Annotated in this window: 26 protein-coding genes; 8 read left to right on the forward strand and 18 right to left on the reverse strand. The window is 36.6% G+C overall.

The window, feature by feature from the left end; all coding sequences use genetic code 11:
* The first annotated feature begins 5 nt into the window (after window positions 1–5).
* Window positions 6–953: a magnesium/cobalt transporter CorA gene (gene corA / locus EDD72_RS00465; protein WP_132766670.1), complete on the forward strand. Its 948-nt coding sequence runs from the start codon at window positions 6–8 to the stop codon at window positions 951–953.
* On the opposite strand, the gene EDD72_RS00470 is transcribed toward corA, so the two are convergent.
* Both EDD72_RS00470 and EDD72_RS00475 read right to left on the reverse strand, forming a co-directional pair.
* Window positions 954–2,402, reverse strand: a complete 1,449-nt coding sequence (locus tag EDD72_RS00470; protein ID WP_132766671.1) for an MFS transporter — start codon at window positions 2,400–2,402, stop codon at window positions 954–956.
* 127 nt (window positions 2,403–2,529) lie between these two features.
* Entirely contained in the window at window positions 2,530–2,889 is a 360-nt protein-coding gene (locus tag EDD72_RS00475) for a Spx/MgsR family RNA polymerase-binding regulatory protein (protein WP_132766672.1), read from the reverse strand.
* 321 nt (window positions 2,890–3,210) lie between these two features.
* Here EDD72_RS00475 and EDD72_RS00480 point away from each other — a divergent pair, with 321 nt between their 5' ends.
* Window positions 3,211–3,924: a helix-turn-helix transcriptional regulator gene (locus tag EDD72_RS00480; protein WP_132766673.1), complete on the forward strand. Its 714-nt coding sequence runs from the start codon at window positions 3,211–3,213 to the stop codon at window positions 3,922–3,924.
* Between the two features lie 206 nt (window positions 3,925–4,130).
* Here EDD72_RS00480 and EDD72_RS00485 read toward each other — a convergent pair whose 3' ends face one another.
* From EDD72_RS00485 to EDD72_RS00500, 4 genes are all read right to left on the reverse strand, one after another.
* The gene (locus EDD72_RS00485; protein WP_132766674.1) at window positions 4,131–5,315 is read right to left on the reverse strand and encodes a class I SAM-dependent methyltransferase; all 1,185 of its coding nucleotides are present in this window, start codon (window positions 5,313–5,315) and stop codon (window positions 4,131–4,133) included.
* Window positions 5,316–5,541: 226 nt separating this feature from the next.
* Window positions 5,542–6,606, reverse strand: a complete 1,065-nt coding sequence (locus EDD72_RS00490; protein ID WP_132766675.1) for a CapA family protein — start codon at window positions 6,604–6,606, stop codon at window positions 5,542–5,544.
* A 14-nt stretch (window positions 6,607–6,620) separates the two neighbouring features.
* Window positions 6,621–7,241 carry an MBL fold metallo-hydrolase gene (locus tag EDD72_RS00495; protein WP_132766676.1) on the reverse strand — a complete coding sequence of 207 codons (621 nt, stop codon included), beginning with the start codon at window positions 7,239–7,241 and terminating at the stop codon, window positions 6,621–6,623.
* A gap of 126 nt (window positions 7,242–7,367) precedes the next feature.
* A complete protein-coding gene (locus EDD72_RS00500; RefSeq protein ID WP_132766677.1) occupies window positions 7,368–8,699 on the reverse strand; it encodes a PhoH family protein in 1,332 nt (443 codons plus the stop codon).
* A gap of 208 nt (window positions 8,700–8,907) precedes the next feature.
* Here EDD72_RS00500 and EDD72_RS00505 point away from each other — a divergent pair, with 208 nt between their 5' ends.
* On the forward strand, window positions 8,908–9,504 hold the full coding sequence (locus tag EDD72_RS00505; RefSeq protein WP_132766678.1) for a YhcN/YlaJ family sporulation lipoprotein: 597 nt from the start codon (window positions 8,908–8,910) through the stop codon (window positions 9,502–9,504).
* 262 nt (window positions 9,505–9,766) lie between these two features.
* Here the strand turns inward: EDD72_RS00505 and EDD72_RS00510 are convergent, their stop codons facing one another.
* From EDD72_RS00510 to EDD72_RS00525, 4 genes are all read right to left on the reverse strand, one after another.
* On the reverse strand, window positions 9,767–10,042 hold the full coding sequence (locus EDD72_RS00510; protein WP_132766679.1) for a hypothetical protein: 276 nt from the start codon (window positions 10,040–10,042) through the stop codon (window positions 9,767–9,769).
* Between the two features lie 48 nt (window positions 10,043–10,090).
* Complete coding sequence (locus tag EDD72_RS00515; protein ID WP_132766680.1) at window positions 10,091–10,933, reverse strand: deoxyribonuclease IV; 843 nt, start codon at window positions 10,931–10,933, stop codon at window positions 10,091–10,093.
* Window positions 10,934–10,960: 27 nt separating this feature from the next.
* Window positions 10,961–12,793 carry a translational GTPase TypA gene (gene typA, locus EDD72_RS00520; RefSeq protein WP_132766681.1) on the reverse strand — a complete coding sequence of 611 codons (1,833 nt, stop codon included), beginning with the start codon at window positions 12,791–12,793 and terminating at the stop codon, window positions 10,961–10,963.
* A 224-nt stretch (window positions 12,794–13,017) separates the two neighbouring features.
* Window positions 13,018–13,899, reverse strand: a complete 882-nt coding sequence (locus EDD72_RS00525; RefSeq protein ID WP_132766682.1) for an NAD(P)-dependent oxidoreductase — start codon at window positions 13,897–13,899, stop codon at window positions 13,018–13,020.
* Between the two features lie 171 nt (window positions 13,900–14,070).
* On the opposite strand from EDD72_RS00525, the gene argH reads away from it, so the two are divergent.
* A complete protein-coding gene (argH, locus tag EDD72_RS00530) occupies window positions 14,071–15,462 on the forward strand; it encodes an argininosuccinate lyase (RefSeq protein WP_132766683.1) in 1,392 nt (463 codons plus the stop codon).
* 55 nt (window positions 15,463–15,517) lie between these two features.
* Here argH and EDD72_RS00535 read toward each other — a convergent pair whose 3' ends face one another.
* A complete protein-coding gene (locus tag EDD72_RS00535; RefSeq protein WP_165894861.1) occupies window positions 15,518–17,017 on the reverse strand; it encodes a leucyl aminopeptidase in 1,500 nt (499 codons plus the stop codon).
* A 234-nt stretch (window positions 17,018–17,251) separates the two neighbouring features.
* Here EDD72_RS00535 and EDD72_RS00540 point away from each other — a divergent pair, with 234 nt between their 5' ends.
* The gene (locus EDD72_RS00540) at window positions 17,252–17,881 is read left to right on the forward strand and encodes a YktB family protein (protein ID WP_132766685.1); all 630 of its coding nucleotides are present in this window, start codon (window positions 17,252–17,254) and stop codon (window positions 17,879–17,881) included.
* Between the two features lie 26 nt (window positions 17,882–17,907).
* Here EDD72_RS00540 and EDD72_RS00545 read toward each other — a convergent pair whose 3' ends face one another.
* On the reverse strand, window positions 17,908–18,408 hold the full coding sequence (locus EDD72_RS00545) for a DUF2062 domain-containing protein (RefSeq protein WP_132766686.1): 501 nt from the start codon (window positions 18,406–18,408) through the stop codon (window positions 17,908–17,910).
* Window positions 18,409–18,671: 263 nt separating this feature from the next.
* Here EDD72_RS00545 and EDD72_RS00550 point away from each other — a divergent pair, with 263 nt between their 5' ends.
* On the forward strand, window positions 18,672–18,854 hold the full coding sequence (locus EDD72_RS00550; RefSeq protein ID WP_132766687.1) for a hypothetical protein: 183 nt from the start codon (window positions 18,672–18,674) through the stop codon (window positions 18,852–18,854).
* Between the two features lie 206 nt (window positions 18,855–19,060).
* Here the strand turns inward: EDD72_RS00550 and EDD72_RS00555 are convergent, their stop codons facing one another.
* The 3 genes from EDD72_RS00555 to EDD72_RS00565 form a co-directional block, all read right to left on the reverse strand.
* Window positions 19,061–19,924 carry a 2-oxoacid:ferredoxin oxidoreductase subunit beta gene (locus EDD72_RS00555; protein WP_132766688.1) on the reverse strand — a complete coding sequence of 288 codons (864 nt, stop codon included), beginning with the start codon at window positions 19,922–19,924 and terminating at the stop codon, window positions 19,061–19,063.
* A gap of 1 nt (window position 19,925) precedes the next feature.
* A complete protein-coding gene (locus EDD72_RS00560; RefSeq protein ID WP_132766689.1) occupies window positions 19,926–21,698 on the reverse strand; it encodes a 2-oxoacid:acceptor oxidoreductase subunit alpha in 1,773 nt (590 codons plus the stop codon).
* A 96-nt stretch (window positions 21,699–21,794) separates the two neighbouring features.
* Window positions 21,795–22,754 carry an NAD(P)H-dependent flavin oxidoreductase gene (locus EDD72_RS00565; protein WP_132766690.1) on the reverse strand — a complete coding sequence of 320 codons (960 nt, stop codon included), beginning with the start codon at window positions 22,752–22,754 and terminating at the stop codon, window positions 21,795–21,797.
* A gap of 189 nt (window positions 22,755–22,943) precedes the next feature.
* Here EDD72_RS00565 and EDD72_RS00570 point away from each other — a divergent pair, with 189 nt between their 5' ends.
* Window positions 22,944–24,422: an aminotransferase class I/II-fold pyridoxal phosphate-dependent enzyme gene (locus tag EDD72_RS00570; protein WP_132766691.1), complete on the forward strand. Its 1,479-nt coding sequence runs from the start codon at window positions 22,944–22,946 to the stop codon at window positions 24,420–24,422.
* 159 nt (window positions 24,423–24,581) lie between these two features.
* On the opposite strand, the gene EDD72_RS00575 is transcribed toward EDD72_RS00570, so the two are convergent.
* The 3 genes from EDD72_RS00575 to EDD72_RS00585 form a co-directional block, all read right to left on the reverse strand.
* Window positions 24,582–24,701 (reverse strand): GapA-binding peptide SR1P, encoded by a 120-nt coding sequence (locus tag EDD72_RS00575; protein WP_132766692.1) that lies wholly within the window; start codon window positions 24,699–24,701, stop codon window positions 24,582–24,584.
* 267 nt (window positions 24,702–24,968) lie between these two features.
* Window positions 24,969–25,775 (reverse strand): alpha/beta hydrolase, encoded by an 807-nt coding sequence (locus EDD72_RS00580; protein WP_132766693.1) that lies wholly within the window; start codon window positions 25,773–25,775, stop codon window positions 24,969–24,971.
* Window positions 25,776–25,806: 31 nt separating this feature from the next.
* A complete protein-coding gene (locus tag EDD72_RS00585) occupies window positions 25,807–26,232 on the reverse strand; it encodes a hypothetical protein (RefSeq protein ID WP_132766694.1) in 426 nt (141 codons plus the stop codon).
* A gap of 139 nt (window positions 26,233–26,371) precedes the next feature.
* On the opposite strand from EDD72_RS00585, the gene EDD72_RS00590 reads away from it, so the two are divergent.
* Window positions 26,372–26,668, forward strand: coding sequence for a hypothetical protein (locus EDD72_RS00590; RefSeq protein WP_132766695.1), 297 nt, complete (start codon window positions 26,372–26,374; stop codon window positions 26,666–26,668).
* Window positions 26,669–26,747 lie beyond the last annotated feature (79 nt).

The following is a 26,747-nucleotide window of genomic DNA, read 5'->3' on the forward strand; positions in this document are numbered from 1 at the left end:
TTATCATGATTCGTATCATTGCCATCACAAAGGAATTAAAAATAATGGAAGATGTATCCATTCAGCAATTAGAAAGTCATGATTTTCTTTGGTACTGGGTAGATTTTATTTCACCAACAAAAGAAGAGTCTGGTCTTCTAGAATCATTTTTTCATTTTCATCCACTTGCCATTGAAGACTGTTTGCAATATATTCAACGTCCAAAACTTGATCATTATGATGGTTATCATTTTTTTGTTCTTCATTCTTTGAACCAACAAACCTATAAAGCAGAAGAAGTCGATCTATTTATTAGCAAAGATTTTCTTGTCTCCTTTCATCAAACACCAGTGAAAGAAGTTGAAAATGTTTATTCGGAAATAAGAACAAGCCCACACGTCTGGGAACAGGGGACTTCATACGTGATGTATCGAATCATGGATAAATTGGTAGATCATTACTTTCCAATTATTTATCAACTTGAAGATCGCGTAAATGAGCTTGATAACAGTACACAGCAGATTCGACTATTACTGGATGAACTGTTTCATTTAAGGGGGACATTATTAAGGGTACGCCATACGATTATACCGATGGGCGATCTTTTATATCGAATCCTAAATTCAAAGCATCTTGAAATTGTTCATGATCAATTGCTCTATTTTGCTGATATTTATGATCATCTGTTGAAACTATCAGAAATGATTGAATCGAATCGAGAAATCACAGCAGATATTCGCGATAGCTATCTTTCTTTAAACTCAAATCGAATGAATACGATTATGATGACATTAACCGTGATTACAACGATCTTTATGCCACTAACTTTTATCGCTGGTATTTATGGAATGAACTTCAAATATATGCCAGAACTGTCATGGCGCTACGGCTATTTTTACGTCCTAGGATTTATGGCAATACTAGGTTTTACCATGTTCTATTGGTTTAAAAAGAAAGGATGGTTCGAGGATTAATCAACGATGGTTCATTGATCCCCGAATTAAGGAAGTAAATACCGCAATCACTGCTAAACCTGCCGTCACGAGAAAAGCTAAATGCATTGCACCAATAAAAGACTCTACTTTGAGTTCCTCTCCACGGAGTCCTTTTTGGGCCAAAGAATAACTCAATGCTTGAAGACGACCTGTAAAAATAGCGCCAGAAATAGCTACTCCCAAAACCATTCCTAGATTTCTCATGGTGGCTAACATACTAGAGGCAATACCAAGTCGTGTTTTGGGAACACTTCCCATAATCGCGCTATTATTAGGGGTTTGGAACATTCCTGAACCAAGACCGATCGTTATCATTGCGATTACGATTGTAAAGTGAGAAGAATTCGCATTTAATTGACTTAATTGCCAAAGACCAAAAGCGGTAATTCCCATTCCTAAAGAGCTAATATAGCGTGCATCAATCCGATCAGAAATGATACCACTAATGGGTGCGACGATTAATGTCGTTAATGGCATTGGAATAAATAATAACCCTGCTTGAGACGGCTCATATCCTCTTAATTGCTGTAAATAGAAAGGCATGAGTAAGATTACAGAAAATTGAGCAATGAAGCTAAGCAAAGAGGAAAGATTTCCTATTGAAAAAAGTCGATTTTGAAAAATCGATAGATCGACCATCGGGTCTTTCACTCTTTTTTCGATCAAAACAAATGTAAACAAAAACACAAGCCCAAGTGCTAGTAACGATAAGATAATTGGATCTTTCCAACCCCATTTTTCTGTATAACTTAATGAAAAGAGAATACTGATCAGAGCAAGAAAAAGAATTAAGGCACCTAGAATATCAAATTGTTGTCTATCTTTTCTTTTGCTTTGAGGAATCACACGATTCGCCCAAATGTATCCAATTATACCAATTGGAAGATTAATATAAAAAATACTTGGCCAACCAAAATGAGTGGTTAAAAATCCTCCTAATACTGGACCTGTTGCTAGGGCCACTGATACAGAAACAGCGGTAACACCCATAAATTTCCCCCGTTCGTTGGGCGGAGCAATATCGGTAATGATTGCAGGCCCCATTGACATCATCATTCCAGCACCAATCGCCTGAACAGCGCGAAAAAAGATTAATGATAGAATATTTGGTGATAATGCATTGAGTAATGAACCTAAAGTGAAAATAACAAAACCTAGTGTATATATTTTTTTATGACCATACATATCACCTAATCGTCCATAAGTGAGTAATAAACTACTGATCACCAATAAATAAGACATCACTACCCATTCCACTGTACCTAAAGAGGCATGGAAATATTGGCTAATCTCTGGTAAAGCGATGTTTACCACGCTTGAATCCAACGGACCCATAAAGGTACCAATAGCAACTGCACTTAAGATCTGAAATTGTTTACTCCTAGATAAAGAATTAGCTTCCTGTTTGACGCTTGCTTCTTTCCCCATTAAAGTTTACTCCCCTCAAAGAATCCTTTACTACTACATTGCTATTTCAAGAATACTATATTTTACCTTTTTACGGAATAAAAAAAGACCATGAATGGATCCTCATGGTCTTCTGTATCCAATGAAATTAAGATGCAAAGTATTGTTCTAACGCAGGTTTATTATATCCAATGACCACATTCTCTTCATCTAGGACGATTGGCCGTTTTAGTAAACGGGGATCTTTTGATAACATTTCAAGTAACTCGCTTACTTTTAATTCTTCTATATCGATATCAAGATTTTTAAATAATTGACTACGTGTAGATAATAACTCATCGGTTCCGTTTGGAACTCTTTTTAAAATCTCTTTTAATTCCTCAACGCTAGGAGGATTCTTGAAAAGATGACGCTCCTCATAAAGAACTCCTTTTTCTGTTAACCATGCTTTTGTCTTTCTGCAAGATGTGCAACTAGGATATGTAAAGAAAATTACTTTATCTGACATTTACAATCTCTCCCCTCAAAAAGATAAAATGATCTTCTGTTGATAAAAAATGAATATTTAAAAATTCTCTCATATGAACTTAGAAGCACTTTTCTATTGACATTATTTTTACACTATTATTATATTATTAAATTAAATACCACGTCAATAGTGTTTATTATTTTTTTTAGAATGATTTTCTAATTCTCTTCTTTCCATTCTTCGACAAACTTTATGGACAAATCCTTTTTTTTTATTGTAATATTAATAATATGATTATAGAATAAATTTGCTTAGAAACTAACGTTACTTTTTTATATTGATGAAAGGGGGGTTGTCGCAATGGAAAACGAGACTCTGCGATTAACGAGTGTTCTTGCTGATCCTACACGTTTTGCGATCTATCAATATATTTCTTCCATTGGACGTCCTGTAAACACTTTGGAAATAGCTGATAAATTCGTTATCCATCCCAATGTGGCACGATTACACCTAAATAAATTGGAAGATGTCAATTTATTAAAATCTGAAACGGAAAAAACAGGACGTGGTGGCAGACCGAGTCGCATTTATACCCTCTCTGACGAAGTAGTAAGCCTACAATTTCCTCCACGTGATTATCAACTATTAGCAAAGATCGCGATTGAAACCTTATTATCTCTTGGAGATATTGGGCAAAAAGCTTTAGTGGAAATGGGAAGAAATTTTGGTCGAGAAGCCGCAAAACAAGCAATGTTAAAAGACGGAATTTCGAACTCTGCTAACCTCCCATTAGATCAAAAGTTAGAGAGTATCGAACGACTTGTCATTGCACAAGGTTTGCAACCTCGAATTGAAAAAATTGATGAACATACAATTCGTTTTTCTGTAAATAATTGTATATTTAATGAAACTGTTGAAACCATTAAGAACCATAGTATTTGTCAAATGCATCATCATTTTCTTGAAGGTATTTTTGAAACATATCTTGGAGATATCGACCTTATGCAAGAAAGTTCAATGATTGCTGGCTTTAATGCTTGTCAATATACAGTCATTAAGCTTCCTATAGAATAATCCGTATATAATAAAGAGATAGGTTTTAGATGATGAAGCCTATCTCTTTTTTTAAGTTGCTCCAAGGGTTTGTATGTTTCAACGCTGCTCCAATACCTCGCGGTTTCCATGATGGAGGGAAAGCTCGCTCGCTAAAGTCGCAGCTTATGAAACATACAATCCTACAGTCTATTCAATATCCAAACGTAGTCAATCATCCTAACCTCTTACATACTAAGCCCGTACTGTTCAATAATTCCTGTCATAAAGCGGAACTGATGATCAGATACATTTTTTTGTTGAACCAATACTTTAAACGTTTCCCCCATCTCCCCTGGTGTGATTAATTGACGAATGGCTCGATTCATTTTTAAAGCTTCATCATGAAACAAATCTCTTTGTAGCATTTGGTTCAATTCAATCTCCTGTAAATACTCCAAAATTCCGCTATTTAAGAGAAAATAACTTTGCGTTGTAAACAAGATCGTTTTTAACCCTAATTTTTCCCCTCTATTTATTAATTCTGTAAAATTCACATGGGACGTAATATCCTGATCTCCAATTTTCTGATAAGGATTTTCATTGGCGACGTGTCGATGGTAACACATTAAGGTTCCATTTTGACGATGGCTTGCATAAAGTTCATCAGCTGGATAACCATAATCGATCGTAATGACATAACCTTTATCTAAAAATTTTACAATCGTTTCTAACCATTGGATCGCATCTAAATTGACCTCAGCAATTTGTTCTTCTTTTAGGATAATCTTTTGCTCTAGAAAATAAGTTTCTAATTCTTTTGTACTTATTTCATCCGTTATTTGAGCAAAATCCCCTTTCTCCTCATCCCAAGTTACATAGATTTCCTTCAGCTTTCCTTCTTTCATTTGGACCAAATGCACAGGAAACGCATCAACTAATTCATTGGAAAAGATCACACCTTGAAATGGTTGAGGGATTTCTTCCAAACGATCCACCCATTTGACGTGATCAAGATGTTCTTTTAGACGTTCTCGTTGTAAATCTTGATGATATGGACTGGTTTCAATCATATAATAAATTAGCTTCTCATAGATATGTAGATTTTTTTCTTTTATACCTGTTAACGCATCCCGAGCAAAACGTCCATCGCCGCCACCCATTTCAAGAATCGTATAATCTTCTTTATCGGTACTATAAGGTAACAATTCTAGAAACGTATTCGCAATGGTTTTACCAAAAACAGGGCCAACGGTAGAACTTGTATAAAAGTCCGCTGCTTTTCCGATTTTCGTCCGGTTCTTTGTATAATAACCTAGGTCTGGTTCATATAATGCCATCTTCATAAACTCATAAAAAGTGATTCGCTGATCTTTTTGATTCTTTATTTTTTGTATAATCTTATCTTTTAATTGATTTTGACTGTTCTTCATGATGATCTCCTTTACTCAATTTTTTTTAAAAAAACATTTTTCACTATTGACATGTTAAAAATAATATAATATTATAATAACAGAATCACCTTAAAGATTCTAATGAAAACCCACCCATGGGTACAGCTGATGGTTTTTTAAACCATGTCCCCCAAAAGCTGGTGCAAATGAAATGAACGGATTTTCAACCTCCCCCATAAAACACCCTTCTAATCAGAAGGGTGTTTTATTGTTTCCTCATCACATGTTGAACTAATTCCTTCCCTTTTGCTATAATCGTTGGATCGATTCTTCCCACATCATTGAATATAGTTCGGATCATGTACTTCCTTTTTCCTTTCTCATCATAGCGATCAATATATATTGGAATGATGGAAGCCTCTTTTATACGTACTTTTCTTGTGATTCGATTTTTCTCTAATTTCAAGTTTAAGATGATACCGTAGTCTTTCCATTCTCCAATTTGGCCACTTAGAAAATTCCCCATTGAATAGATCACTCCACGATCAGTTTGGATAGGATATCCCTTTATTAATTCCATAGTTTGAACTACATGAGGATGACTGCCTAATACAAAATCTACACCAGAATTCAGTAGATACCTTGTCCATTTTTTTTGAACTTGATTTGGCAGACGTTGATATTCTGTTCCATAATGAATCATTGCCAGTATATAATCCACATCATTAGCCTTTAACCGCTTCACATCTTCTTTGATTTGGTTCAAATTGAGAATATTCACTAAATAAGGTTTTCCCTTAGGAATGGGCAGTCCATTGGTTCCATAGGTATAAGCGATGATGCCCATCTTTATATTATGAACATTGATTATAAGGGGTTTTTCTCTTTCAATTTGACTTTTAAAACTGCCAGTATGAAAGAGTCCATATTGATCCAAATAATGTAGGGTTTGAATGATGCCACTCTCATGTTGATCCAATACATGATTATTCGCAGTGGTTAATACATCAAATCCAGCATTCTTTAGAGCAAGAGCAATTTCCTTGGGCGCATTAAACAATGGGTATCCTGAAAAGCCTCTAGCTTCCCCTGCCAAAGGTGTTTCCAAATTCCCAATCACTAAATCTGCTTGCGCAAAAATCGGCTTTACCTCTTGAAAGATCGAATCAAATTGATAATTTTGCGTCTTTGAATCGTAGCCAGATTGGGTTATTGGTAGATGCATCATGACATCTCCCACAACCATAACTCTTGCCTCATCATTGGTTGAAATTGGCGAAAAGGTTAAAAACACGGATAACAAAATGGAAATGAGATGGATGGTGGACATATCTTCCCTTCTTTCTAACGAACATATGGATTGTTCCGTTTTTCTTCACCAATTGTAGTTGACTCACCATGTCCTGGATAAACCTTGGTATCTTCTGGTAGAAAATATAGTTTATTGCGAATTTGATCTATTAACTGAGTATGATTTCCTCCATATAGATCCGTTCGGCCAATCGAATGATAAAATAATGTATCACCAGAGAAAAGGAATGGTTTTAAATAATAAGAAGTTCCTCCAGGTGTATGGCCAGGAGTATGAATAGGTTGTATTTGAAATGAACCAATATTGATAAGTTGTTCCTCTTTGATTAGGTAATCAGCAGGTTTACAAATGACCTGCCCGAAGTAGGGAAAAATTTCTGAACCATTATATCGGGGATTCGATAACCATTCACTTTCTGCATGATGTACATACACAGGTACAGAAAAACGTTCTCTTATGTATTCAAGTCCACCAATATGGTCTAAATGCGCATGTGTAAGAAAAATGGTTTTCAATTGAATTTGATGCTGATTCAGATACGTTTCGATCGATTCCGGTTCAAACCCAACATCAATTAAGATCGCTTGTCCATCCTGAATGAGCAAATAACTATTGGTTTCAAACTCTCCTAAAACAAACGTTTTGATTTCCATCGTCAAAATCACCTCCGAAACACTCCATTATTTTCTTATTATAATTGAAAGAAAATGATTTCACTATCATAGAAGTGATGAAGTCACTACAAAAGCGGTATGGCATCTTCCACACCGCTTTTTTTGCTATAACAAATCCGCTGCTAATTGAGCTAGGATTGAACGTTCTCCCTTGTTTAATTGAATATGTCCACTTATTCTTTCCTGTTTAAATCGTTCAACGACATAAGTTAATCCATTATTCATGGCATCAAGATACGGATGGTCAATTTGATCGGGATCGCCCATTAAAACGATTTTGCTTCCTTCGCCAACTCTTGTAATAATCGTCTTCACCTCATGTTTCGTTAGGTTTTGCGCCTCATCAATGATGATAAATTGGTTTGGTATACTTCGTCCGCGGATATAAGTTAAAGCTTCAACTTGAATACTACCCATTCCTGCAAGGATTTTATCCAATTCTCCAGGCTTTTTGGTATTAAATAAGTATTCTAAATTATCATAGATGGGTTGCATCCAAGGTCGTAGTTTTTCTTCTTTTTCCCCAGGTAAAAATCCTAAATCCCTACCCATTGGAATCACAGGTCTTGCTACTAATAATTTATGATAAACTTGTTCATCTTCCACTTTGAGTAAACCAGCTGCTAGAGATAATAATGTTTTTCCCGTTCCTGCTCTGCCTGTCATGGTAATCAGTGAGATATGATCATCTAACAAAAGTTCTAAAGCCATTTTTTGTTGAATATTTCTCGGAATAATCCCCCAGACAGCTTCATTCATTCGTAATGGTTCAAGTAATGTCTGATTTTGATTGACCTTTGCAACTGCTGACTTACTGGTTCCAAAACGATCTTTCAATATATAAAATTCATTCGGATAGACTTGATTCATATCGAGACCGATTTCTTTCAGATCTAAAAATTTTTTTGTATAAAATTCGTCAATTTTATCGGGATCAACTAAAAGTTCATAAAAACCAGGATAAATGTCGGTATCCATAATCACTCGATCGGATAAATAATCTTCTGCACGTAGTCCTAATGCATCCGCTTTTACACGAACTAATGCATCCTTACTGACTAAAATAACGGGTCGCCCTGATTCCTTTTGCCCTTCTTCAACTTGAAGATTCATTGCCACTGCTAATATTCGATTATCATTAGTAATATTAGGAAATGTGTCTTGCATTTTTTGAAAAGATCGATGATTCAATTCTACACGAAGGAGACCACCTTGTTTTAATTTCACTCCAGTGTGGAGCTTACCGTTTTCCCTAAGATTATCCAACAAACGGGAAACCTGTCTAGCATTTCTTCCTATTTCATCCATAAAGCGTTTTTTTGAATCAATTTCTTCAAGTACAACTGCTGGAATGACTACCTCATTGTCCTCAAAAGCAAAGATTGCCCTAGGATCTTGTAATAATACATTCGTATCCAATACAAAGATCTTTCCCAAAATTTCGCCTCCTATTTGTTTTTAATAGTTGCATTGTTTTCTGAATACATTAGGACCACCCAGAGTATATCCTCGCAAGAATAAGCGCTTACTATATTCTATGCAGAAAAACGGAAAGATGTATGGATATATATTGAAAAGTTGTACATTGATTTGTTAGGAATGGTTAAACTAAAAAAAAAATTAGTGTAATGAAAGGAATGAAAACATGAAGAAAATATTCCTTCTTTTTATTGTGATATCATTCATATTCATGGTTGGGTGTCAAGCAGTAAATAAACCTCCAGCAAACGAAGCAGCTCCACCAAATAAACAAATCAAACAATCGGTGCGAGTCCCACAAACTGTCCCAGAGCCAAAAAGAGATCAAAGCCCTGAAGCGATTGCTCATCGTTTAGCTACGCTAGCTGTTAAAGTTCCACAAGTAAAAGATGCGACAGCGATCGTTTTTGGTAAATATGCGATTGTTGGTTTAGACTTAGATGCTCATCTTGATCGCTCTCGAATCGGAACGATCAAATACTCAGTAGCAGAGGCTTTAAAAGAAGATCCGCAAGGTGCAAATGCTCTCGTAACGAGCGATCCAGATATTGTTCAACGAATTCGTGAAATGAATGAAGACATCAAAAGAGGACACCCGATTAAAGGATTTGCGGAAGAATTAGCAGACATCGCTTCTCGAATCATTCCCCAAGTCCCAAAGGCTATTCCGAAACGAGAAGAACCACCAACAAAAGAGAACCAACAAAAAATGAACCAAACCAATAATCCAAAAGAACCAAGAAAAGACTTATACCAAAAGTAGAAGTCTGAGTTAAGAGGTCCGAAGTCAGTAACATAGAAGTCAGTATTCAGAAGTCAGAATTAAAGTAAATCAAGGATGTGAAAAAATAACCCCCTGTGTAGACGAATACACGGGGGTTAGCTTTGATCATCTATTATTTTTTGAGAGCTTCTAGTAATTAGGTATAGACCGAAAACATACGTTTATTTTTCCCTAATTCAAAAATAATATGGATAGAAACAAATGGAAATAGGTAAAGTGTTATGAAGTGAAGTCGACTTTATTACTGATTATACTTTGGCTCTGACTCAATATCTTCTAGAAGTTTTTCAATCAAAGCCCTTTGGAATTTTAATAGATGTTCTTTTCCGTCTTTTTCAAAGTAGACCGTATATTCAAAAGGATCACGTACATAACGGACATTTTTTAACCCATGATCTTCTTCAAGAATTAATGCAAAAAAATCTTTTGTTTCTTTTGCTGCATTATCATTTGGTCTTGCCTCATGTACGACAGCGATTTGCAACCAATTGTTAACCGCATCTTCTAATTTCATCATTTGTTTTCCCCCTTTTTTTTAATTTTACCATGGTTTTCTCCCCTAGATCTATTTGTCACGTTTATTGCTTAAGTTACGTAATAGTTCAATTTCTTCCGCATATTCTATTTCTTTTTGAACTGGCGTCTCAAGAATAAAAGGAAGGTGGTTTAACTTTTCACATTGCAGGAACTTTTGTAGTGCATCTGTCCCAATATAACCTTGTCCAATTTTTTCGTGTCGATCTTTTCGGCTGTTAAAGGGAGCCTTACTATCATTGAAATGAATGGCTAAAAGGTGGTCTAAGTACCTTGTTTCTTCAGCTCGTTTGATAAAATCATCAAATGTTTCATCATCCCATTGACCTGCCGCAAATGCATGACAGGTATCAAAACAAAAACCAATTTTCTCTGGATACTTGGTACTATTTCTGATGTTCATTAGCGTTTCTGGATCAAGACCCAATTCAGAACCTTGTCCAGCTGTATTCTCCAACAGTAATTTCGTTGGTCCATCATATTGTTCAAGGATCAGATCAAGGGTCTCAATCATTCGCTTTATCCCATATTCTTCTCCTTCACCAACGTGTTTTCCACAATGGACAACCGCCCCAATAGCTCCATATGCTTCTGCAATTTGTAAATCTTCGAGAATTGAACGAATGGTTGCTTCTTGTAGATCATCTTTGGGTGTCGATAGATTGGTGATATAAGGCGTATGGCAGACCAAAGAAATCCCATGTTCCTTGCAAAATTGAACACCTTTCTTGGCATCAACCAAATCGATTTTTTTCGGCTTCAATCCTCGGGGATTTTTAGTGAAGACTTGAAACGTATTTGCCCCCAACTCATGAGCAGTTTGCGCTGCTTTTTCCAAACCTTTTGATACACTAACATGACAACCAATTTGCATGTTTCATCTACCCCTCCTTTTTTGACGTTATACTTGCTCCATTTTTTTCTGTTTTGCGTATTTATCTCGTTCCTGCTTTTTCAAAAACTTTTTCCGTAAACGAATCGATTTCGGTGTAATTTCACAATACTCATCATCATTCAAGTATTCAAGTGCCTGCTCTAAACTGAGAATTCGTGGAGCTTTCATTTTAACGGTTTCTTCCTTGGTTGAAGAACGAACATTGGTCACATGCTTTTCTTTACAGACATTCACAATAATATCATTTTCACGGGTATGTTCCCCGACGATCATTCCTTCATAAACTTCGGTACCAGGGGTAACAAATAATACACCCCGATCCTCCACCGATAGGATCCCATAGGTTGTCGCTACTCCTGTTTCTGAGGAAACCAGTACTCCTGCTCTGCGACCACCGACAGATTGATGCACGGCTGGACGGTAGGAATCAAAAGAATGATTTAAAATTCCATATCCCCTTGTAAGCGTTAAAAACTCGGTACGATAACCGATGAGTCCCCGTGAAGGGATCATGAATTCTAAACGAACCTGTTCAAATCCCAAATGGATCATATTCACCATTTCTGCTTTTCTCGGGCCTAGGCTTTCCATAACCGCACCCATATGTTCTTCTGGAATATCGATAATCAACCTTTCATAAGGTTCCACTTTTTGTCCATCGATCTCTTTAATAATTACTTCGGGTTTAGAAACTTGAAGCTCATAACCTTCCCGTCTCATATTCTCGATCAGAATTGACAGATGTAATTCCCCACGGCCCGATACGATAAAAGCATCTGGACTATCCGTTTCTTCTACCCTTAAGCTTACATCTTTCTCTAATTCAGCAAATAATCGCTCTCTTAGCTTTCTGGATGTTACATATTTCCCTTCATTTCCAGCAAACGGACTATTATTTACGACAAAAGTCATCTGTAATGTTGGCTCGTCGATATGCAGGAGAGGAAGAGGTTCAGGATGTTCAATATCTGCTACGGTTTCACCAACGTTAATTCCCTCAATTCCAGCGACAGCAACAATATCCCCTGCTTTTGCCTCTTCAATTTCGATTTTCTTTAGTCCTTCAAAACCATATAGTTTTGCAATCCTTGCTTGTTTGACTGAACCATCGCGAGTAATCACGGCGACATTTTGATTTTTCTTAATGATCCCTCGCTCGATCCTACCAATCCCGATTCGACCGAGGTATTCACTATAATCGAGCAAGGTAATCTGCATTTGTAAGGGTGCTTCATAATCGACTTCAGGTGCGGGAATATGTTCAATGATTGCTTCAAATAATGGTTTCATATCATTGCTTAAATGTTCTGGATCGGTTCCACTGGTTCCTTTTAATGCAGAAGCATAGATCACTGGAAAATCGAATTGTTCGTCATTAGCTCCAAGCTCAATAAATAATTCCAATACTTCATCTACGACTTCTAACGGTCGTGCATTTTCTCTATCCACTTTATTCACGACAACAATCGGTGTAAGCCCAGCTTCTAATGCCTTACGTAAAACAAATTTGGTTTGGGGCATATTCCCTTCAAAAGCGTCTACAACCAACAACACCCCATTGACCATTTTCATAATTCGTTCAACTTCACCACCAAAATCAGCATGACCTGGGGTATCGATAATATTGATGAGTTTGTCTTTATAACGAACAGCGGTATTCTTCGCAAGGATCGTGATACCACGTTCACGTTCTAGGTCATTCGAATCCAACATTCTTTCTTGAATTTGCTCGTTCTCGCGGAAAATTCCGGACTGAGTTAATAATTTATCTACCAGTGTTGTTTTCCCATGGTCAACATGGGCGATGATAGCTATATTTCTTATTTCATCACGTTTCATGTTAATTTTCCCCTTACTATACAATGAAATGAAAGGGTAAGAATGAAGAATGACGCCTTGAAAAGGCGTCACAAACCCCTGAAATATTATTTTAACAGTTCTTTTCACTTGAAACAATAAGTATCGCACTTTTGTACTTCAATTAGACCAACAAGTATAATTGATCTTTATCCTAAATAAGCAAGAAGACTCCCTCTTCTAAACGAAGTAAGAGTAGGAGTAGTTCATTTCACTTCAGTATGAGCTTTTTTCTCTAAGGGTTTAATCGTAGCTGCTACATCTTCATGACCATATCCTGATTCTTTTGCTTCCCCAATCATCTCTTGTGCAAGCTTAGCTAATTGAACAGGAACTAAAATCCGATCTGCTAAATCGGTTACCAGTCCCATATCTTTATACAATAGATCAATCATAAAACGTTGTTGAAAATCACGTTCTTTGATCAGTGGGTAACAGCGGTCAATCATATAGCTTCGTCCTGTACTGGTCTTTAGCACATCATATAATGCATCGATACCAATGCCTGCTTTTGCTCCTAATACAAACGCTTCAGACAAAGCAGCTGTATGGATTCCAACTAACATATTGTTGATTAATTTGGCAGTACTACCATTGCCTGTCTTTCCCATATAAAGGATGGTTTTGCCCATTGCTTCAAAAACAGGTCGAGCTTTTTCAAAAATCTCCTGATCGCCTCCAACCATAATCGTCAAGGTACCTGCTTCCGCCCCCATTGGGCCACCACTAATTGGAGCATCAAGGAAATGAACTCCTTGTTCCTTTGCGTTTTTATAAATCTGTAAATTTAAATGAGGACTAACAGTGCTATGATCGATTAAAATCGTTCCTGGTTTAGCCCCTGCTAAAATACCTTCTTCACCAAAATACACTTTTTTTATATCATCCGGCATTGGAAGAGCGGTCAAAACATAGTCTACTTGTTCCGCCAATTCTTTTGCTGTTTTTGCTTCCGTTGCCCCTAATTCAATTGCTTTTTCAATTGGCCCTCTAGAACGACTAAAAACAAAAACCTCAAAACCGACTTTGATTAAGTTTTTGGTCATTGGAAAGCCCATGGTTCCTAAACCGACAAATCCTACTTTCATCAATGTCCCTCCATATCTATATTTTCCCATTTCTAATTGTACCACTTAAATGTATTGAAGAAAAATTAGTAGCCAAATTTTTTCTTCCGTTGTATAGTAAAGTTAATGTATAAAAATTAATATTTCAGTATTTATATACGATATAAAATAGCTAAAAAAGGAGTGTTTCATTTGAAAAAATTATGGGGTGGACGTTTCACGAAAAGTGCTGAGGAATGGGTTGATGAATTTGGTGCTTCCATTTCCTTTGATCAAAACCTAGTTGAAGAAGATATTCAAGGAAGTCTCGCCCATGTCAATATGTTAGGGCATTGTGGAATTCTAACCATTGATGAAGTAAAGCAAATCAAAAATGGACTCGAAAAATTACTACAACGAGCCAAAAATAATGAATTAACTTTTTCTGTTCAATACGAAGATATCCATTTAAATATTGAAAAAATGCTAATCGAGGAAATTGGCCCTGTCGGCGGTAAACTACATACAGGGAGAAGCCGAAATGATCAGGTTGCAACGGATATGCACTTATATCTACGAAAAGAAGTGAAGGAAATTCTTGGACTGATTCGTGACTTTCAAAAGGTCTTAATCGAAAAAGCAGAAAAGCATGTCGAAACGATCTTGCCTGGTTATACTCATTTACAACGAGCTCAACCGATTTCTTTTGCTCATCACCTTCTTGCTTATTTTTGGATGTTACAACGCGATTATGAGCGGTTTTTTGAGAGTATAAAAAGGATTAACATCTCTCCGTTAGGAGCGGGAGCATTGGCGGGAACAACATTCCCAATTGACCGATCCTACACAGCACAACTCTTAGAATTTGATGGAATTTACGAAAATAGTTTAGATGCAGTGAGTGACCGGGATTTCATTCTTGAATTTCTAAGTCATGCATCCATTTTGATGACACATCTTTCCCGTTTTAGCGAGGAAATTATTCTTTGGTCATCAAGAGAGTTCCAATTTATTGAACTCGATGACGCCTTTGCTACAGGAAGTAGTATGATGCCACAGAAGAAGAACCCAGATATGGCCGAACTCATTCGTGGGAAAACAGGTCGAGTCTATGGGAATTTGATCGGTCTATTCACCGTATTAAAAGGGCTTCCTCTTACTTACAACAAAGACTTACAAGAAGACAAAGAAGGAATGTTTGACACCGTTACGACGATCAAAGGATCACTTAAAATTTTTACGAAGATGGTAGAGACGATGACCGTTCATGAAGAAGTGATGGAAAAAGCAACCAAAGATGACTTTTCGAACGCAACTGAATTAGCAGATTACTTGGTGACGAAAGGAATGCCTTTTCGAGAAGCCCATGAAGTGGTTGGTAAATTAGTCCTTCATTGTATTCAGGAAGGAAAATACTTGCTCGATCTTCCATTGTCCACTTATAAAGAGGCATCCGATCTATTTGCTGAAGACATTTATAACGTTCTCCAACCTCGGACTGTTGTGGCAAGGAGAAATAGTGCAGGTGGAACCGGGTTTGAACAGGTACGAAAACAACTGATCAAAGCGAAAGAAATTGTAGATTCGAGAAATGAGAAAGAATAGTTTCCAAAAAAGCTTTAGCGAATGTTCGCTAAAGCTTTTTCCATACTTCGATCTTTTATTTTCCACCAAAACGAATTGCAAGGGAGATTAATGTTCTCACCATTTCACCCGTTGCACCTTTTGTATGAATTCCTTTTATTTCTTTTGAATCCGCTGTTCCCGCGATATCTAGATGCACCCATGGGGTATCTCCTGCAAACTGCTTTAAGAACATTGCACCTTGAATGGCTCCTGCTCCAAAACCAGCATCATTTTTTAAGTCAGCAATATCACTTTTTACAAGTTCTTCATAATCGTCAATTAATGGTAATTCCCAAACCTTTTCTCCAGAGATCTTGGCTGCTTCAAATACTTCTTTCTTCCAAGCCTCACTATTAGTAAACACTCCAGTAATCGAGTTTCCTAAGGCAGAGATCACAGAACCAGTAAGAGTTGCTATGTCCACTAACTTTGTTGCACCTAAATATTTCGCATAGGCAATCGCATCTGCAAGAATTAAGCGTCCTTCTGCATCGGTATGCTTAATTTCAACTGTTTTACCAGAGAAGGTATCTACCACATCTCCTGGATGAATTGCATGCCCCGAAACCATATTCTCACATGCAGGGATTACAGCGATTACGTTTACATGTGGTTTTAGAGTACCGATGGCATTCATTGCTGCCAGTACAGCAGCAGCTCCAGCCATATCCCCTTTCATCTCATCCATATCTTTTTCCGGTTTAATCTGGATTCCGCCAGCATCAAAGGTAATACCTTTTCCAACATAACCAATCACATCTTTGCAATCAGGTGCACCAAGATATTTTATAATGATCATTTTAGGAGGTTCATTACTTCCTTGTGCAACCCCAAGAAAAGCCCCCATATTTAATTCTTGTAATTGTTCTTTTTCTAAAATTTCAATCTCCATTTGATGTTTTCTAGCAATTTCCTTCGCTTTTTCTGCTAGAATTGTTGGTGTCATTCGATTTGCCGGTGTATTTGTTAAATCTCTAGCGAGATTTTGGGATTGAGCAAAAATAATCCCTCTCTCCACTCCAGCTTCAACAGCACTAACCGAAATACCATCCACTGTAACAATGACTCTTTCTAATTGATTCTCTGTTTTCTCTTTCTTCTTATATGGACTATATTGATATGAACCAAGCATCATTGCTTCTACAGCGACTTGTCCCAAATCTACTGGATTCCATAGATCTTTATATTTTTGGCTAATTGCAAGAGTTAATTCTTTAACACCAATGGATTGAGCCTTTCTTGCGGCAATGGCAAAAGCTGCTCTAGCCTTCTCCAAAGTTAAATTTTCTTCTTTTCCTAGACCTAAAACTAATACACGCTTAGCTGGAATTTTGCCCCAAGTATGGACAATCGTTACCTCTGCAAATTCACCTTTAATCTCTCTTTCGGCGATTAATTGAGAAATTCGATGATCCATCCTTTCATCCACTTGCTCAGCTAACCCTCTTAATCCGTCTCTGTCTTCCGTGTAAGTAATAATAAGACAATCTGTTGCCAAGGAAATAATGGACTCTGTACTCACTTTAAATTGCATAGTTTGGCACCTCCACATTGGTTTCTCTCTCTCAAGGATATTATATAATTTTTATTTTCCAATTAAAACGTTTTCTTCTCTAAAAAAGTCAAAATTTGAAATTAGTAAATAGTAGGAAAATTAAGTTACACTCTTTTTTTGAAATAATTAGGAAGGATATGGTATATTAAAAACAAAAATCCCATCGAGATTTTTGTTTTTGATGTTAGAGGTTTTTAGCAAAGGAGTTTAACGATGAATTTTCAAGGATTTACTTCGCAGGATTTTGATGTTTTTACAATTGATGGATTGGAACCGAGAATGGAAGCAATTCGAACCCGTATTCGCCCAAAATTAGAAGTGATTGGACAAGAATTATCTACTTATTTAAGTGTATTAACTCAGGAAGAAATTTATTACCATGTAGCAAAACATGCGAGAAGAACTGTGAACCCTCCTGCAGATACTTGGGTGGCATGGTCTGCGAACAAAAGAGGTTATAAGGCTGAACCACATTTTCAAGTGGGATTGTGGCAAACTCATCTCTTTGTCTGGTTCGCTATGATTTATGAAGCACCGAATAAAGCAGCTTTTGGTCAAGAATTAAAGAAATATGCAAACGAGATCCTTCATGCTGTTCCTCAGGATTATGTTTGGTCGTTGGATCACACTCAACCAAACATAATCCCTCATCGCGAAGTCAATGAACAAAAGATGATTGAAATGGCTGAACGGTTAGAGAGAATAAAGAAGGCAGAGATTCTATGTGGAATCAATATTGATCGGAATGATCCAATTCTAAAAGACGGAGAAAAATTGATAAAACGGATTGAAGAAACATTGAAAACTTTGCACCCTTTATACCGAATTGCTAAAAAAGCATAAAGAAGCCCAAATTGAGGCTTCTTTTTTCATGAATGATTAAGTTTCACTTTCCTTTTTTTACTCTTTTTCCAACGATAATACACCAATAAATAATACACCAAAAAGTAGCTTACTAGACCAACAATCGTTCCATTAACAGCACTTCCAATAAAAAATGCTATCCCATTCTCTTTAATCGCATCAATCGTGAAAAAGTGAGAAACTTCTGCTGAGACTTGTTCACTAACCTTCATTTTTGTGATCATATTCCCTACAGAATAATTCCAATAAAGGAAGAATAACATAATAAATTTTCCTACAATGTAACCAATCATCGAAGAAGCAAAACTAGCTCTGAATATTTTCGAGAATGGATAAAGTAGAAAAAAAGCGACCCCTAAAGTAGGAAGAGTCAAAAATTCAAGAAATGTTCCAATCGCATACCCACGAGCAATAATCGACGGGGCACTTTTCATTCTTAACAACTTCAAATATTGTAATTTTAATTTCCGATATATACTCCCTTTTTTGGTACTCTTAGCTGCCACGTTTTATTCCCCTAAGCTTTTTTTTTCTATTATAACGAATGGGCAGTTTAACATTCAATCTAAGTTTTCGTAAAGTTTGAGTTTGATGAACCTAAAAACCACTCAATTTCCGTCACAGAAAATGAGTGGTTATAGATTCAAACCTGGCTAATACCAAATTAAAACAGGCTGTTTCATCATATCTTCTTTTCTTCCAAAAACATAAAATAAAATGAAATAAATTACACAAATTAAGAAGCATTTATAGAGGGAGGTGAGTAAAGTTGGCACAGAGAGATTTTGTTCAAATTATTGGAATTACGGATCCGAGTGAATTTCCAGTTATCGGCCCATTAAACCCCAATAATGAAATAGCAATTCAAGAGAGATTAACCATTCCTGAAGCTAAACCTAATGTAGAGCAAATCATTTCTGTTTTAGTCGAGGCAATAGTAAGGGTACAATAATATATGCTAGTAAACACTAGATTATGAATATTTTTTTTCAATTAAGCAAATTTTCTCTAATACATTTGACTCACTTAATTTATGAATCAAACGTGAAAAGGATGCTTCCGAAAATGTTATTTTGCAAAAGGTTTAATAATAAAAAAACCACTCATTTTCGTTAAAGAAAATGAATGGTTACATATTCACAAGACAAGCTTTAATTTTTATCTTAAGGAGTTCTTAATTGCTTCAATCTCCTCAGCTTGTAACGTCAAATCTAGCTTTACTGTCGGATCTTTTGTGGCTCCAATCATTGCTTCGTGGTAAACAGGCCGTTCTTCTTGGTAAATCACTCCTGTTACGACACTTCCATGATCTTCAAGTACTCTCAGCGCTGCAAATTTATCGGTTGGATCATAATCAATTATTTCATCTAAGTTATAGATATTTTCCTTAAACCAATCATAAGTATTTACTTTGTTAAAAGTGACGCAAGGGCTAAACGCGTTAATTAAGGAAAAACCTTTGTGACGAATGGCTTCTTCCATAATTCTTGTCATTTGTTTGACATCTCCAGAAAAAGCCTGAGCCACAAAGCTTGCACCATTGATAATCGCCGTTTGCACAGGACGCACTGGTTCTTCCGCTGAACCAGCTGGAGATGTTTTCGATTTAAAACCGCGATGACTCGTAGGCGAAGTTTGCCCAGTCGTTAAACCATATATATGGTTATCCATGACAATATAAGTCATGTCAATATTTCTTCTTAAGGCGTGCATAAAATGGCCAATCCCAATTCCGTAACCATCACCATCACCACCAGCCGCAACGACCACTAAGTCATGATTATTCAGTTGTACCCCTGTTGCAACAGGTAGTGTTCGTCCATGAAGGCTGTGAAAACCATAGGAACCAAAATGTTGACTGATTTTACCAGAACAGCCAATTCCAGATACCAAAACCATATTATATGGTTCTATCCCTAAATTCGCTGAAGCTGCTTGTAAAGCTGCTAAGACTGTAAAGTGACCGCAACCAGGACACCAAGTTGCTTTTTCACTGACTCGAAAATCTTTCAATGTTGCCATTTTACGCATTCACTCCTTTACCAAGAACTCCATTTACGATTTCTCTCACACTGAATGGATTCCCATCATATTTTAGAATGCTTGTTAATTTTTCGTGGTAACCCACCTCTTTTTGAATCAGTTGTCTTAACTGTCCTGTCGCATTATGATCGACTACAAATACCTTTGCAGCTTTTTGAATCTGCTCTCCCACGATTTTTCTTGGGAATGGATATACCACTTTCACCTGAAGATGTGCTACTTTTTCTCCTTTTTCTTTCAGTTCTTGGTATGCTTCATCGATTTGAGCAAAGGTTGAACCAAAACCGATAAGCAAGATATCAAACTGATCTTCTCCCGAAAAATAAATACCGATCTCTGATGGATCGAAATGTTTTAATTTTCTCATCCGTTTGTCCATCATTTTTACTCTTGTTTCAGGATCTTCGATTTCATAACCCGTTTCCTCATGTTCGTTTCCAAGTGCAACATATCTACCATTCTTTTGCCCTGGAATGGAACGAGGTGAGATCCCTGTTTTGGTTTCTAGGTTGTATCGTTTGAACATTCCCTTTTCAATTTTCTGTAGTTCCTCATCACTAATGATCTCGTCACGATTAATCTTTATTTTTCCAAAATCGAGATCCGATATTGATTTTTTTGACATTCCCATAAACATATCCGTACCAACAATGACAGGGCATTGATATTTTTCAGCTAAATTAAACGCATGTTGAATGTAATAAAATGCCTCTTCTGCTGTTGTTGGTGTAATCACAATTCTTGGAATCTCGCCATGGGATCCATAAATCATTTCATTCAAATCCGATTGTTCTGTTTTTGTTGGTAAACCAGTTGCTGGCCCACCCCGTTGAACATCCACAATAACTAAAGGAGTTTCAGAAATACCTGCTAATCCTAAAGCTTCCATCATTAAGGATAATCCCGGACCAGAAGTAGAGGTCATTGATCTTACACCTGCATAATTACCGCCAATTGCCATTAAACAAGCTGCAATTTCATCTTCTGCTTGAATAATTTTCCCTCCAAAACGTGGGAAGTGAGCTAACGCATTATACATAATCTCTGTTGCTGGTGTGATTGGATAAGCAGCTAAAAAACGACACCCTGCCGTTAATGCGCCTAAGCCGATCCCTTCATTTCCAGTCATAAAAAGGTTTTTATTGGGCTTACCTGTTTTCTCTGGAAGTTCAAGTTTGAAATTAAAGTTTTCTTTGTAATAATCATATCCTTTCTTGATCGCTTCTTTATTGGCATTGATGATATTTTCTCCTTTTTTCTGAAAAATCCCCTCAATTACTTCATGGAACACCGATGGCTCTAGACCTACTGCTGCACAACTTGCTCCGGCAGCAACCATATTTTTCATAATTGAATTCCCTAATTGTTGAGCAATATCGTAAATGGGGATTGGACAAACATTTACTTTTTTCCCTTGATCAGGAATTTTAGCTTCCTTCAACTTACTTGAATCGTAGATTAAGATCGAACCGTCTTTCAATTCATGAAAGTTTTCATCTATGGTTCTTTGGTCAAAAGCTAATAGAATATCGAGATCATCCCCATGGTAATGAACAGGTTGGGATGCGATCCGTACTTTATAATTGGTATGTCCACCTTTAATCAAGGACATAAAATGACGATAGGCAAAAAGGTAGTAACCCATTCGGTTTAACGTAATGGCAAAAATCTCACCAGTACTGTCGATTCCTTCCCCTTGAGCACCACCGACTTTCCATTTTAAATCCTTCAAGTTGTTCACTCCTTTTTTCATGGAATAATAAAAACAAAAAAAAACATATCTTCTATTGATAATTTGTCCTTTCTTTCCAAAAAAAAACCTGGCATCTGCCAGGTAATCTCAACCAGATTAAAATATTTGCTTCCATTTTTCACAAACTTCTTCTGCTTCACTTACAATACGAAGAATTAACTCTTTCACAGTAGGAACATCATGGATTAATCCCATCACTTGCCCTGCCCAAGCATAACCTTCATCCATTTTACCATCGTAAATGGCCTTTTTATTATTTTCCCCACTTATATAAGGTTTTAATGTTTCATAATCTGCCCCACTTTGTTCAAGTTGTAAAATTTTTTCTGTGGTTGGATTAGCAATGGCTCTTGCAGGTATTCCTAATGAACGCTTAATGACGACAGTGTCCATCTCATTTTTTTCAACTAATGTTTTTTTATAATTCTCATGTGCCAATTGACATTCTTTTGTGGCGATAAAGCGAGTTCCCATTTCAATTCCCTCTGCACCAAGTGCCAATGCAGCCATTAGTCCCCGACCATCACCAATTCCTCCACTTGCGATCACTGGGATTTTAACCGCATCTACGACCTGAGGAATTAATACCATCGTACCTAAATCATCTCGACCGATATGCCCTCCACCTTCTTGTCCAACTGCCATGATCGCATCCATTCCCAATGATTCTGCTTTTTTCGCTTGTTTCACAGTGGAGACCAAGGAGATTTTCTTCATCGGTAATCCTTTGATTCGCTCAAGTAATGGTGTAGGGTTACCCCCTGTAATGGTAACAACAGGAACTTCTTCTTCGATCGCAACTTCTAAATAATCCTTCCATTTATCCCCATACATACTAATGGCAAAATTGACGCCGAATGGTTTAGTTGTATGCGTTCTCAATTTTTGAATCTCTTTTCGTAAATCCTCTGGTGAAGGTAAAGTAACTGCTGTGATTTGTCCCAATCCGCCAGCATTGGATACCGCAGCTGCTAAATTTGCATCGGCTAAGTATGCAAGCCCCCCTTGAATAATTGGATATTCAATATCGAGTAATTCCGTAATTCTTGTATTCATTCCTTCTCCTCCTCTACATATATTATTGCATACATTTATTTATTCTATTTGTTTTTTGAAAATTCCTTCATATTTGTTATATCACTTAAACTTTGTAGAAAAAACATATTTTTATCTATTGCATCTCAAAATAAACATGTTATACTCTATTTTGTTTATTTTATTAAATTAGAGAGGAAATGTATAGAATTGAATCGTCAAGAAAAAACACCTTTATTCACTGCAGTGGTTGAACATGCAAAGCGGAATCCTATACAATTTCATATACCAGGACATAAAAAAGGTCAAGGGATGGATAAAGAATTTAAAAAATTCATAGGCGAAAATGCCTTATCGATCGATTTAATCAATATCGCCCCTTTAGATGATCTCCATCATCCCCATGGGATCATCAAAGAAGCTCAAGAATTAGCGGCAGAAGCTTTTGGGGCCGACTATACCTTTTTTTCTGTTCAAGGTACGAGTGGTGCCATCATGGCAATGATTATGTCTGTCGTTGGCCCTAACGATAAAATCATTGTACCTCGGAATGTTCATAAATCTGTTATGTCAGCGATCATTTTTGCAGGTGCTACACCTATCTTTGTTCATCCTGAAATGGATCCGAAAGTTGGGATTGCTCATGGTATTACCCCAAATTCTGTAAAAAAAGCGTTAGAACAGCATCCTGATGCGAAGGCGGTATTCGTTATCAATCCGACATATTATGGCATTGCTGGCCATCTTCGTGAAATCGTAGAAATCGTTCACGAATACAAAATTCCAGTTCTAGTCGATGAGGCTCATGGTGTTCACATCCATTTTCATGATGAACTTCCCTTATCAGCCATGCAAGCGGGGGCTGATATGTCCGCTACCAGTGTTCACAAACTAGGCGGTTCCCTTACACAAAGCTCGATTCTTAATGTCCGTAAGGGACTTGTAAATCCTTCTCATGTTCAGTCAGTGATGAGTATGCTAACCACAACATCTACATCCTATATCTTGTTAGCTTCACTAGATGCAGCTAGACGCAATTTAGCGATCAACGGAAGAAAGCTCTTAGATGAGGCAATCCATCTCGCACAAGATGCGCGCAAGAGAATTAACCAAATCCCAGGCTTATATTGTCTAGGGGATGAGATTTTAGGGACTGAAGCGACTTACGATTATGACCCAACAAAACTACTGATCAGTGTAAAGGACTTAGGAGTTACTGGATATGAGGTAGAAAAATGGCTTCGTAAAAATTACAATATTGAGGTCGAATTAAGTGATTTATATAATATTTTAGTAATTATCACCCCTGGAGATCGAACTAGTGATATTGATCAATTCATTACTGCCTTGTCAAGATTATCAGAGGAGCAAAGCCATAAGATCGAGGAGAAGCATCTTGAAGTGAAACTTCCAAGAATCCCGGCTTTATCACTATCTCCAAGAGATGCTTTCTATGCTGAAACGGATTTTATTCCTCTTGAAAAATCTGTTGGTCATGTAATCGCTGAGTTTGTGATGGTCTATCCACCTGGAATACCTATTTTACTTCCTGGTGAGATCATAACTGAAGAGAATATTGAATATATTAAACAAAATCTTGCTGCTGGATTACCTGTACAAGGTCCTGAAGACGAATCTCTTCAGATGATCAAAGTGATTAAAGAACGTAAAGCAATCCCCATTTACTAATTTTGAAGTGAGAAGTTAGATGTTCGAAGTGTGAAGTAAAGTGATGAAATATGGATTTGAGGAATTAGTCATTTGACTAATTCCTTTTTTTTGCGCAAAAAAATAAAAGCCTGTCGAAACGACTAGGCTTTAAATACTATTTTCTTTTTTATTTCATTACTACTTTTCGTCATGGTCATGGCAGTCACAATCTGGACAAACGCCATATAATACTTCTGATTTTTCTGAAGCTATTGGCGCAATGATTCTTTCACATTCTTGGCAAATTAATGTACCCATGTTTCCATGCCCCCATCCTTGTATTATTGAAACCGATTACTAGGATACCTTTATTTTAATATGTTATACTATTTATGTCAATAAACTTAATTATGTTTTAATATTTTCCGCAAATAAATAATTAGTAGGACATATTTAGCCATCTTGGACATATTTCGTCCCAGAAAGCAAATTAAATTCTACAACTTTTTTGAGGTAACAATGTTGTTTTAGGCAGCGTTAGAACATACAAGCCACAACAAAAAAGCCAAGGTTCATATTCTTGGCTTATTTCAATTGATTGAGTATCCAATCGCTAATCATTTTTAGATATTTTTCACGTTCTAGTTCATTTAATACTTCGTGGTATAACCCTGGCAAAAAATGAAATTCAACCCTTTTCGGATCGAGCTGTTTTATAAATTCTTTCGATGCCTTAGGATCAATTAAAGTATCCTCTCCTGCTTGTAAATATAGCATTGGAAGGCGAAGTCTTTTGATCCGATCAACTTTTTTCCAAACCTCTTCTATCGCCTGCTGGAATTGAAAGAACCATCGAATGGTCACTTTCCCATAGACCAAAGGATCTATCTGATTTGCTTTTATAATTTTTAAATCATGTGTTAGTTCTTCAGCCTTTATTCCGCTTTTTAAACGTAATGTAGGCCATATCTTTTCCATAAAACGCGCTAATGTCAATTGCCATCTCGGAATCTCCATACCGATGCGAATTGCCGGCGAAGTAAGAACCACACCAGAAAGAGGACGTTCTTTCCCGTACTCTTCAAGATACCTTAATGTAATTAACCCACCCATACTATGGCCAAACAAGAAGATCGGTAAATTGGGAAATTGTTCGATGGCAAAAAATAACCATTGGTCTACCTTTTTTAGGTAATCATCAAAATGCTGAATGTGACCGCGTCTTTCCTTCGATCTGCCTAGCCCTGGCAGATCCCCTCCAATCATTGAAATCTGATTTTGATTTAGCCATTCTGCGAAATGGTGATACCGACCAATATGTTCTCCTGCTCCGTGAATGGTTAATACAATCGCTTTCGAAGGTTGTACCAAAAATTTTTGCAGTGTTTCCATAATTAGCCCTCCATTCTCAAAGAAAAAACCCCTAAAAAGGGGCTGTACTTAACATAGTTTGGATATTTTTTATAAACTTTAATTCATCATAATCTACAAATTGAGAAGTCATAATGATCATTTCACCCATTAAATGATGTCCACGATAGAAAGGAATATAGATTTTTTGTCCTCCAGGAATAAAATCACAAGATATTTCACCACGAGCGGCTACAATACTTAGCATCTCGTCACCAAAGTAAATTTTTTCTTGATATATTTCCTTTCCATCACTTAGGTGGGTGTAGTAATTAAATGATGTTTCGTCTGTTAAATAGACGAAAATTGAACGGTAATTGGGAATTCTTGATTTTAATAAATGAATGACCGTATCATACCATTCTTTTTTGTCTTGAACATCTTGTAACAACAGGCCTAACTCACATCGGATTTCCTCAAGCAGTTCAGCCTTTTCCATAAAATATTGCCTCCAAAAAATTTACTATTTTCTAATTTAATCTTACCATATCTTACAAAATTAATCGATCCTTAGAATTTTTGAATTTTGGATATTCTTTATTTAATTCGTTCATACTCATAAAAGGAGGTGCTTTCCCATGAAAAATGATCGACAAATCGATAAGCTTCAAAACAAAGAAAAAGCTTATGATCATAAATTTATGATCAACTGGGCAGAAAATGAACCACCAGAGCATTTTGCTGGCGATGAACAGACAGATAATTTTACGAACGATAACGATTATGATAAGAACTTAGATCTTCGAACGGCTTCCCCTATGGGCGGTCCATTTATGCATCCGATGCATGATGCCACATTAGATGTTTATAAAAATGAGTTAGATTTTATTGTAAATCAACCTGAAGAGGAAAAAAAATCGAAGAATAGAAAGTAATATTTGCCTCCAATTGGAGGCTTTCTTTTCTTATATTGAAGTTTTTCTCTTATTTTATTGTCAAATCTAATTCCTAAGT

The organism is Tepidibacillus fermentans (assembly GCF_004342885.1).
Lineage (GTDB): Bacteria > Bacillota > Bacilli > Tepidibacillales > Tepidibacillaceae > Tepidibacillus > Tepidibacillus fermentans.